The sequence below is a fragment of the Mesorhizobium sp. M7A.F.Ca.CA.004.12.1.1 genome (genome assembly GCF_003997835.1).
Lineage (GTDB): Bacteria > Pseudomonadota > Alphaproteobacteria > Rhizobiales > Rhizobiaceae > Mesorhizobium.
The window spans coordinates 1-8,854 of sequence record NZ_RZRK01000190.1 but is presented as its reverse complement, the minus strand read 5'-3'; the positions used below and the strand labels follow the sequence as shown (position 1 = coordinate 8,854).

The following is an 8,854-nucleotide window of genomic DNA, read 5'->3' as shown; positions in this document are numbered from 1 at the left end:
GCTTGAAGCTGCCCGCCATTCGCGAGGGAACCGTCGGCATCCATGCCCGGGCGCTCGGCGGCGCCAGCCTGCCACTTTCCGAACGCTTCCTGATCGGCTCGACGACGATTTCCAGGAGCGCCTGATGCTGATCGGAATTCCGGCGCTGCTCGGTCCGGAGCTTCTGGCGATCCTGCGCGGCATGGGTCATGGCGACGAAATCGCCCTTGTCGACGGAAACTATCCGGCGGAACAGCAGGCAACCCGGCTGGTGCGCGCCGATGGTCACCCTCTTATCCCCGTACTCGACGCGATATTGAGTGTGCTGCCTGTCGATGACGCCGTGCCGGAGGCGCTGTTTCGCGCCTCGGTCAAGGGCGATCCCTCGCTTGCCGATCCCGTCCATCATGAGATCGAGGCGATCTGCGCCAAACGGGCGCCAGGCCGCAAGGTGGTTGCGCTAGCCGGCGCCGACTTCTATGCACGGGTCAAATCGGCGCATGCCATCGTCGCGACAAGCGAGCCGCGGCTCTACGCCAACATCATCATACGCAAGGGCGTGATCCATCCGCCGGAGACCAGGAAGCCATGATCCTCTGCTGCGGCGAAGCCCTGATCGACATGCTGCCGCGCACGACGACAGCGGGTGAGCCGGCCTTTGCGCCTTATGTCGGCGGCGCGGTGTTCAACACGGCGATCGCGCTTGGCCGGCTCGGCGCGCCGGCAGGCTTCTTTTCAGGCCTGTCGTCGGATCTGTTCGGCGGCCAGTTCCGGGATGCGCTGGGGGCAAGCAAGGTCAGCTCCACCTATGCGCACACCTCACCACGGCCAACGACGCTGGCCTTCGTCAAGCTCACCAACGGCCAGGCGACCTACACTTTTTATGACGAGAACACCGCCGGCCGCATGCTGACCGTCGACGACCTGCCGCAGCTTGGCAGCGAGATCGAAGCCATGCTGTTCGGTGCCATCAGCCTGATTTCGGAGCCCGCCGGCAGTGCCTATGAGGAGTTCATGCGGCGCGAGCATGAAAGTCGAGTGATGATGCTCGATCCCAACATCCGGCCGAACTTCATACCGGACAAGGCCAAGCACCTCAGGCGCATTCGCGCGATGATGGCGATGGCCGATATCGTGAAATTGTCGGACGAAGACCTGACCTGGTTCGGCGAAGCCGGCTCGCACGAGGATGTCATCCGCAACTGGCTGGATCGAGGCCCGAAGCTGATCGTCGTCACCCATGGCAGCGAAGGCGCCGTCGGCTATACCAGGGAACATGCCGTCACCGTCATGCCGGAAAAGGTCGAGGTGGTCGACACGGTCGGCGCCGGCGATACCTTCAACGCCGGCATCCTCGCCTCCTTGCATGAGCAGGGCCTGCTGACCAAGGCGGCGATTTCCCGCTTGTCGAAAGACGCCATCCACAAGGCGCTGGCGCTCGGTGCGAAGGCGGCGGCAGTGACCGTGTCGCGGGCCGGCGCCAATCCACCCTGGCGACATGAAATCGCCTGAGCAACGCTCAACATAAGTTGAGCCCAATCGATCACTTTATGTTTCGCAGGGGCTCTTTACAGGGCTATAAGGGCGGGATGGTGCCCGACGAAGCCCGGATTTCCGGCATCTGACTGACATTCGCCGGGAAATACTGGTAACGGACTGCGACACTTGGGCAATTTAGGGCTCCGCCTGCCCGGCTTTCTCGGCAAGCGCAACTCTGGTACCAGCGGCCGATTATCTGGCTAACCCGTTTTGAGGCCGACATGCAGTTCATCGATCTTGGCGCGCAGCGCGAACAAATCCGCGACCGGCTGAAGGCCGCGATCGACCGTGTCGTCGACGAAGGCCGTTATATTCTTGGCCCGCAAGTCACCGAATTCGAGAATAAGCTTGCCGCCTATATCGGCACCAAGCATGTCGTGGCCTGCGCCAACGGCACCGACGCGCTGCTGTTGCCACTGTTTGCGGCCGGCATCGGCCCGGGTGACGCGGTGTTCGTGCCGAGCTTCACTTTCGCCGCCACCGCCGAAGTGGTGGCACTGGCCAAGGCCGAGCCGGTGTTCGTCGATGTCGACCCGCATAGCTACAACATCGACATTGCCAGCCTCGAAGCGGCCATCGCCATGATCAAGAAGGAAGGAAGGCTGAAGCCGAAGGCTATCATTCCTGTCGATCTGTTTGGCCTAGCCGCCGATTACGAGGCGATCATGGCGATCGCCAACCGCGAAGGGCTGATGGTGATCGAGGATGCCGCCCAGTCGATGGGCGGTTCGCTCGACGGCAAGATGTGCGGTGCTTTCGGCCATGTCGGATCGACCAGCTTCTATCCGGCCAAGCCGCTTGGCTGCTACGGCGACGGCGGCGCGATGTTCACCAATGACGATGCGCTGGCCGAGCAGCTTCGCTCCTTCGCCTTCCATGGCAAGGGCGAGACGCAGTACGACAATGTCCGCGTCGGCATCAATTCGCGACTCGACACGATCCAGGCGGCGATCCTGATCGAGAAGCTGGCTATCCTGGAAGACGAGATGGTCGCCCGGCAGGTGGTGGCAAAGCGCTATGCCGAAGGGCTTGGCGATATCGTCACTGCGGCGCGCAATCTGGACGGCAGCCGTTCGGCCTGGGCGCAATACGCGATCGAGACGCCCAAGCGCGACGGGCTGAGGGCGCATCTCGGCGAAAAGGGCATTCCGTCTGTCATTTACTACGTGAAGCCGCTGCATGCCCAGGTCGCTTATCGCGACTACCCGCGCACGCCGACCGGCCTTGCCGTATCGGAAGACCTGCCGAAGCGGATCCTGTGCCTGCCCATGCACCCTTATCTCAGCGAAGCCGACCAGGACCGCATCATCGAGACGATCCGCAACTATATCGGCTCGAATTCGGCGCAGGCCGCGGCAGAGTAAGCTGCCGAGCCTTTCTCAGCCGGGGCCCGCCGCCCTGCCGCTGGCAATGAAATGCGGATTGGCAAAATCCTCGTCGTCGCTTTGCCTGCGCTTGCCATAGACCAGAGGTTGGCCGTCGAGCGTGCGCGTCATGCCGCCGGCGGCGCGCAGGATGGCGTCGCCCGCCGCTGTGTCCCATTCCATGGTGCGGCCGAAGCGCGGATAGACATCAGCCTCGGCGCTGGCGAGAAGGCAGAACTTCAAGGACGAACCGACCGAAACGATTTCGGCGGCACCGAGGTCGCGAATATAGGCCTCGGTTTCCGGTGTGTTGTGAGACCGACTGGCGACGACGGCCAGCGGCGTCGCGGCCGTTCTCGCCGCGATCGGCCGGCGGCCGACGATCTGGTAATCGCCATCGATTTCGAGTGATTCCGCCCTGCCCGGCAGGCCGGAAAAGAAGCGGCCCGTGCAGGGCGCAAAGACGACGCCGACTTCCGGCACGCCATCGCGAACCAGCGCTATGTTGACCGTGAAATCGGTGCGGCGGTTAACGAACTCCTTGGTCCCATCGAGCGGATCGATCAGAAAAAAAGCCCCGTCCAGATCGGGCGGCACGATGCCGGCGGAAGCTTCTTCCTCGGCCACGCAGGGGATATCGGGAAATGCGGCACGCAGTCCGGCGAGTATGATCTTTTCGCTCTCGCGGTCCGCCTCGGTCACCGGCGAGGCGTCGGACTTACGGTCAACCGCACAGCCGGCGTGGAACACGCGCATCACCTCGCGCCCGGCCGACAAGGCCAAGCGCTCGAAGATTTCAAGCATCAGCCTGTCGTCAGATGCCGCCGCCGCTATCGTATTGGTCTTCGGCAATGTCGCGCTCGTTCAGCCAGTGTTCCAGGGCGTCGACCATCTCTTCGGCCGACTTGCCGAGTGTCCGCAGATGGACCTCCGGGGTTTCCGGCGCTTCATAAGGGGAATCGACGCCGGTGAAATTCTTGATCTCGCCATTCAGCGCGCGCGCATAGAGGCCCTTCGGATCACGCCTGGCGCATTCCTCGAAAGGCGTATCGACGAACACCTCGACGAATTCTCCGTCGGCCATCAATTCACGTGCCATGCGCCGCTCGGCGCTGAAGGGCGAAATGAACGAAACAATGACGATCAACCCGGCATCGGCCATCAAACGCGCCACTTCGGCGACGCGGCGGATGTTCTCGACGCGATCGGCGTCGGTGAAACCAAGATCGCGGTTGAGACCGTGACGGACGTTGTCGCCGTCCAGGATATAAGTGTGGCGGCCGGTGGCGAACAGCTTCTTTTCGAACAGGTTGGCGATGGTCGACTTGCCGGAACCCGACAGCCCGGTGAACCAGAACACGGCGGGCCGCTGGTTCTTCATGTCGGCGCGCACGCGCTTGCCGACATCGAGCGACTGCCAATGGATGTTTTCGGCGCGGCGCAACGAGTGCAGGATCATGCCGGCGCCGACCGTGGCGTTGGAGATGCGGTCGATCAGGATGAAGGCGCCGGTGGTGCGGTTTTCGGCGAAGGGATCAAAGGCGATCGGCGTCCGCGTCGAAATGTTGCAGATGCCGACTTCGTTCATTTCGAGCGACTTTGCCGCTTCATGGGCAAAGTCATTGACGTTGATCCGATATTTCAGGTCGGTGACGGTGGCGCTGGTCTGGTCGGTCTCGGTGCGCAGGATGTAAGAGCGGCCTGGCAGCAACGCATGCTCGTCGAACCAGACGATGTTGGCGGCGAACTGATCGGCGACCTGCGGCCGTGCGGCAGGCGAAACCAGCATGTTGCCGCGCGAGATTTCGACTTCGTCATCGAGGACGAGCGTGACGGCCTGGCCGGCGGCCGCCTGGGCGAGATCGCCGCCATACGAGACGATCCGCTTGACGCGCGAGGATTTGCCGGACTTGGCGACAACGACCTCGTCGCCGGGCGCAACCGAGCCGGAGGCGACCGTGCCGGCAAAGCCGCGAAAGTCGAGATTGGGACGGTTGACATACTGGACAGGGAAACGAAACGGCAGTTCGACCATCGCTTCGTCGACCGACACGGTTTCGAGATGCTCGATCAGCGTCGGACCGGAATACCATTCCATGCTTTCCGACCGGCGGCTGACATTGTCGCCATAACGGGCCGACATCGGGATCGGCACAATGGTCTGGAAGCCGAGATCGCGCGAGAATTGCCCGTAGTCTTCGACGATCCGGTCGAAAACCGCCTGATCGAAATCGACAAGATCGATCTTGTTGACGGCCAGCACGACGTGGCGGATGCCGAGCAGCGAGGCGATGATCGAATGCCGCCTTGTCTGGCGAAGCACACCCTGCCGGGCATCGATCAGCACGATCGCCAGGTCGGCGGTCGAGGCGCCGGTGGCCATGTTGCGGGTGTATTGCTCGTGGCCAGGTGTGTCGGCAACGATGAATTTGCGTTTCGGCGTGGCGAAGAAGCGGTAAGCGACGTCGATGGTGATGCCTTGCTCGCGCTCGGCCTCCAGACCGTCGACCAGCAGCGCGAAATCAATGTCGTCGCCCGTCGTTCCATGCTTGCGCGAATCGCGTTCGAGCGCGGCGAGTTGGTCCTCGAAAATCTGCTTGGTATCGGACAGCAGGCGCCCGATCAGCGTCGACTTGCCGTCATCGACCGAGCCGCAGGTCAGGAAGCGCAGCAGCGACTTCTTCTCCTGCGCCGCCAGATAGTCGCGAACGCCGTCGGTGGGGGCGAGGCTCTTTGCCATGATGTGGCGCATGGTCAAAAGTACCCCTCGCGCTTCTTCTTTTCCATCGAGCCGGCTTCATCGCGATCGATCAGGCGACCCTGCCGTTCGGACGTGCGTGCCGTCAGCATTTCGCCGACGATGGCTTCCAGCGTGTCGGCATCCGATTCGATGGCGCCGGTCAGCGGATAGCAGCCAAGCGTGCGGAACCGCACCAGCCTGTTCTCCACCGTCTCGCCGGGGCGCAGTTTCATGCGCTCGTCGTCCCGCAGGATCAGCATGCCGTCGCGTTCCACCACCGGTCGTTCCTTGGCGAAATAGAGCGGCACGATCGGGATACTTTCCTGCAGGATGTACTGCCAGATATCGAGTTCGGTCCAGTTCGACAGCGGAAAGACGCGGATCGATTCACCCGATGCGATGCGGGTGTTGAATATCTTCCACATTTCGGGGCGCTGGTTCTTCGGATCCCACACATGCTGGGCGTTGCGGAAGGAAAAGATGCGCTCCTTGGCGCGCGATTTCTCCTCGTCGCGACGAGCGCCGCCAAAGGCCGCATCGAAACCGTATTTGTCGAGCGCCTGGCGCAGCGCCACGGTCTTCATGACATGGGTGTGGGTGTTCGAACCATGGTCGAAGGGATTGATGTTGTCGCGCACGCCGTCTTCATTGACATGAACCAGGAGATCGAAGCCGAGTTTCTGCGCCATCTGATCGCGAAAGGCGATCATCTCGCGGAACTTCCACGTCGTGTCGACGTGAAGAAAGGGGAACGGCGGCTTGGCGGGATAAAACGCCTTCATCGCCAGATGCATCAACACGGATGAATCCTTGCCAACCGAATAGAGCATGACCGGCTTGGCAAAAGCGGCCGCAACCTCACGGAATATATGGATGGACTCGGCTTCAAGCCGTTGAAGATGCGTAAGCGCTGTTGTCATGGGCCGTGGGCGTTCTTTCGTATCTTCCAACAGAAGACCTTGCCTCAAATCATCGAGCTCTTCGCACCCGGTTCGAGCCTTGTTTCTGGACAATCTTCTCGTGCCGGCGTTCTAGCAGATCGCCATTATCAAGAACAATGCTGTACTGACCCGGCCGCACATGGTTCGAGAATGAATTTTCCACAGATGCCGGCAAATCCGGAAATTCCTGCCTGCAAGCTCAACGGCCCAGAAAACGCGGGGAAAATATTGCTTGAATGGATCAGCTGCGGCTTTCAAGGGACTTCCTCTGGTCGGCCCGCGCCTGCCGCCGCTTTTCGGTGGCAATCTGCCCTATACACTATCGAAAATGGGGGGCAGCCGCTATACCAGCCTCGGGAAGTGGGCAAGTGCATCATGGGCAATTTCGAGGCGAGCGTATTCAACTTCGCTAAACAAGATCCGCCGCATGAAACTTGCCGAAGACAGCGAGCCCGAAAATTGACCCGGCTTTCACCCCTGAGACAGCAATTCACGCCTTCGCGGATCAACAACTACTTCTCCGTCCTTTGCTTCTTTTTTCCACCGGTACTGGGATCGGTGGTCAGCTTTGTATTCGCTGGCGGAGGCCTTTCGTCAGCCCTGCTGATTGCTTTACGGAAAAGGCGCTTCAACGCCGACCGGCCCATGATCTGGTTGACGGTCGCGATCTATGCCTACTGCGCCTCCAATCTCCTGGCTTCCATCGTCAACAATTCGTTCGCCCGTGATGCGCCACATCTTATCCCGCTCGTCACCTTCCTGTTTTTTCCCGTGTCCTATTCGACCTGGAGCATCACGCAGAAAACCACGCTTACCCGCATCATCGTGCTTTCCAGCATGGCCGCCTGTTTTGCCGCGCTGCTCATGGCCGTCATCCAGCAATATTGGATTGGCGTCAGGGCCGAGGGGGGAGCCGGAAATCCGATCGTCTTCGCAACCGTGGTGTGCCTTGCCGTGGTGATGTGTGTGGCTGGCGCCTTGTCCGGTGTTGAGCAAGCCCGGACCCCACTCTTCTACGCGGCACTGGCCGGGACGATCGCCGTCATCTATTCCGGCTCGCGTATCGTCTGGCTGGCACTGCTGATCGCCGGCATCGCCGTCATGCTGATCAACCGGCACAGGCTCAGAGGCAGGAATGCCGTTCGCCTGCTGCTGCTGCTGGCAGCGGTCGGCGTCGTGATCGCCGCTTCCAGCTTCCAGGCGATATCCGGGCGGGTCGACTTTTTGCGCTCCGATTGGGGTGCGCTTGGGGCTGGCGGCAATTACGACACCTCGTTGGGAATACGTGTTGCGCTTTGGGAGATCGGCCTCAAAGCATTCCATGACATGCCACTGTTCGGGCACGGTGTGGGTGCAACCCAGCATCTGATCAAGCAGGGCTTTCATGAGCAGTTCGCGATGGACACAGGCTTCAACCATTTTCACAACGGCTTCCTGACCGCCTTGGTGCAAGCGGGAATTCTGGGTGCCGTGACGCTGGCGGCGATCTTTATCGTTGCCGCCGGAAATGCCGCCCGGGTCTTGCGAAACAGCAACGATCCGAGCGAGCGGTTCGGCGCGACCATGATTGTTGTCGTGGTGATCACCTATCTGACGGCCGGAATGACAGGCATCCTGATCGGCCATGACATTCTGGACTCGGTGCTGATGGTCTTCATGGTGAGCGGAACATATCTCGCCTCCGGACGCCATGTTCCTTTGTTGGAAGAGCAGGCACTTGCACCAGTGATGGAAGAGCGAGCACTTCCATCAGTCACCAGAGAGCTGTTTCGGGTAAGGCCATGAAGGTTCTGGTCACGGGCGCGACAGGTTTCATCGGGCGCCTTGTCGTGCGCCACCTTCGCGAAGCCGGTGCCGAGCTTCGCCTCGCCTCCCGCCATCCCGAGAGGCTTGGTTCGGAGAACGAGACTGTGCCGATGCCCGGCTTCGATGCGCCGGCCGCCGCCTTCCTGGAACTGACCCGGCATATTACTGACGTCGTCCATTGCGCCGGCCTCAACAATGATCAGGGAAATGCAACCGAAGCCGATTACCAGGCGGCCAATGTGGAACTGAGCGCAAGGCTGGCGCATGCCGCGGCCGCCCAGATAAGCGGACGTTTCATCCATCTCTCCTCGATCCGAGCGGTGATCGGCGCGCATGTCAGCGCAACGATCGACGAGGACACGCTTCCTGCCCCACAATGCGCCTATGGACGCTCGAAGCGCGAAGGCGAGATCAAGGTTTTGGACGCCTACGCGTTACACGGCCGCTCGGACGCCGCCGTGTTGCGCCTGCCTCCGGTTTATGGA

8 protein-coding genes and 1 pseudogene are annotated in these 8,854 nt (G+C 61.4%); 6 read left to right on the top strand and 3 right to left on the bottom strand.

Features of this window, described 5'->3' with window-relative positions:
* The 4 genes and pseudogenes from EN984_RS38720 to EN984_RS12560 all read left to right on the top strand — a co-directional run.
* Positions 1-125, top strand: a pseudogene (locus tag EN984_RS38720) (sugar kinase); the annotation flags it as partial.
* Positions 125-571, top strand: coding sequence for an RbsD/FucU domain-containing protein (locus EN984_RS12570; protein ID WP_023808513.1), 447 nt, complete (start codon positions 125-127; stop codon positions 569-571). The pseudogene EN984_RS38720 and the gene EN984_RS12570, both read left to right, overlap by 1 nt.
* Complete coding sequence (locus EN984_RS12565; RefSeq protein ID WP_127270001.1) at positions 568-1,491, top strand: carbohydrate kinase; 924 nt, start codon at positions 568-570, stop codon at positions 1,489-1,491. Before EN984_RS12570 ends, EN984_RS12565 begins: the two co-directional genes overlap by 4 nt.
* Before the next feature lie 248 nt (positions 1,492-1,739).
* A complete protein-coding gene (locus tag EN984_RS12560) occupies positions 1,740-2,882 on the top strand; it encodes a DegT/DnrJ/EryC1/StrS aminotransferase family protein (protein ID WP_127270003.1) in 1,143 nt (380 codons plus the stop codon).
* A 15-nt stretch (positions 2,883-2,897) separates the two neighbouring features.
* Here the strand turns inward: EN984_RS12560 and cysQ are convergent, their stop codons facing one another.
* From cysQ to cysD, 3 genes are read right to left on the bottom strand one after another with little or no spacing between them, the layout of a single operon-like run.
* Positions 2,898-3,686 (bottom strand): 3'(2'),5'-bisphosphate nucleotidase CysQ, encoded by a 789-nt coding sequence (gene cysQ, locus EN984_RS12555; RefSeq protein WP_164748814.1) that lies wholly within the window; start codon positions 3,684-3,686, stop codon positions 2,898-2,900.
* Between the two features lie 10 nt (positions 3,687-3,696).
* Positions 3,697-5,634, bottom strand: coding sequence for a sulfate adenylyltransferase subunit CysN (cysN, locus tag EN984_RS12550; protein WP_164748813.1), 1,938 nt, complete (start codon positions 5,632-5,634; stop codon positions 3,697-3,699).
* Positions 5,635-5,636: 2 nt separating this feature from the next.
* Positions 5,637-6,542, bottom strand: coding sequence for a sulfate adenylyltransferase subunit CysD (gene cysD / locus EN984_RS12545; RefSeq protein ID WP_027035869.1), 906 nt, complete (start codon positions 6,540-6,542; stop codon positions 5,637-5,639).
* Positions 6,543-7,022: 480 nt separating this feature from the next.
* On the opposite strand from cysD, the gene EN984_RS12540 reads away from it, so the two are divergent.
* Positions 7,023-8,348, top strand: a complete 1,326-nt coding sequence (locus EN984_RS12540) for an O-antigen ligase (protein WP_127270015.1) — start codon at positions 7,023-7,025, stop codon at positions 8,346-8,348.
* A partial coding sequence (locus EN984_RS12535) for an NAD-dependent epimerase/dehydratase family protein (protein ID WP_127383770.1) occupies positions 8,345-8,854 on the top strand: 510 nt, incomplete at its 3' end. The genes EN984_RS12540 and EN984_RS12535, both read left to right, overlap by 4 nt.

Excerpts from the sequence above, each read along its gene's own strand:
- EN984_RS12570 (WP_023808513.1), top strand. The coding sequence starts at position 125 with ATGCTGATCGGAATTCCGGCGCTGCTCGGTCCGGAGCTTCTGGCGATC.
- EN984_RS12565 (WP_127270001.1), top strand. The coding sequence starts at position 568 with ATGATCCTCTGCTGCGGCGAAGCCCTGATCGACATGCTGCCGCGCACG.
- EN984_RS12560 (WP_127270003.1), top strand. The coding sequence starts at position 1,740 with ATGCAGTTCATCGATCTTGGCGCGCAGCGCGAACAAATCCGCGACCGG.
- cysQ (WP_164748814.1), bottom strand. The coding sequence starts at position 3,686 with ATGCTTGAAATCTTCGAGCGCTTGGCCTTGTCGGCCGGGCGCGAGGTG.
- cysN (WP_164748813.1), bottom strand. The coding sequence starts at position 5,634 with ATGCGCCACATCATGGCAAAGAGCCTCGCCCCCACCGACGGCGTTCGC.
- cysD (WP_027035869.1), bottom strand. The coding sequence starts at position 6,542 with ATGACAACAGCGCTTACGCATCTTCAACGGCTTGAAGCCGAGTCCATC.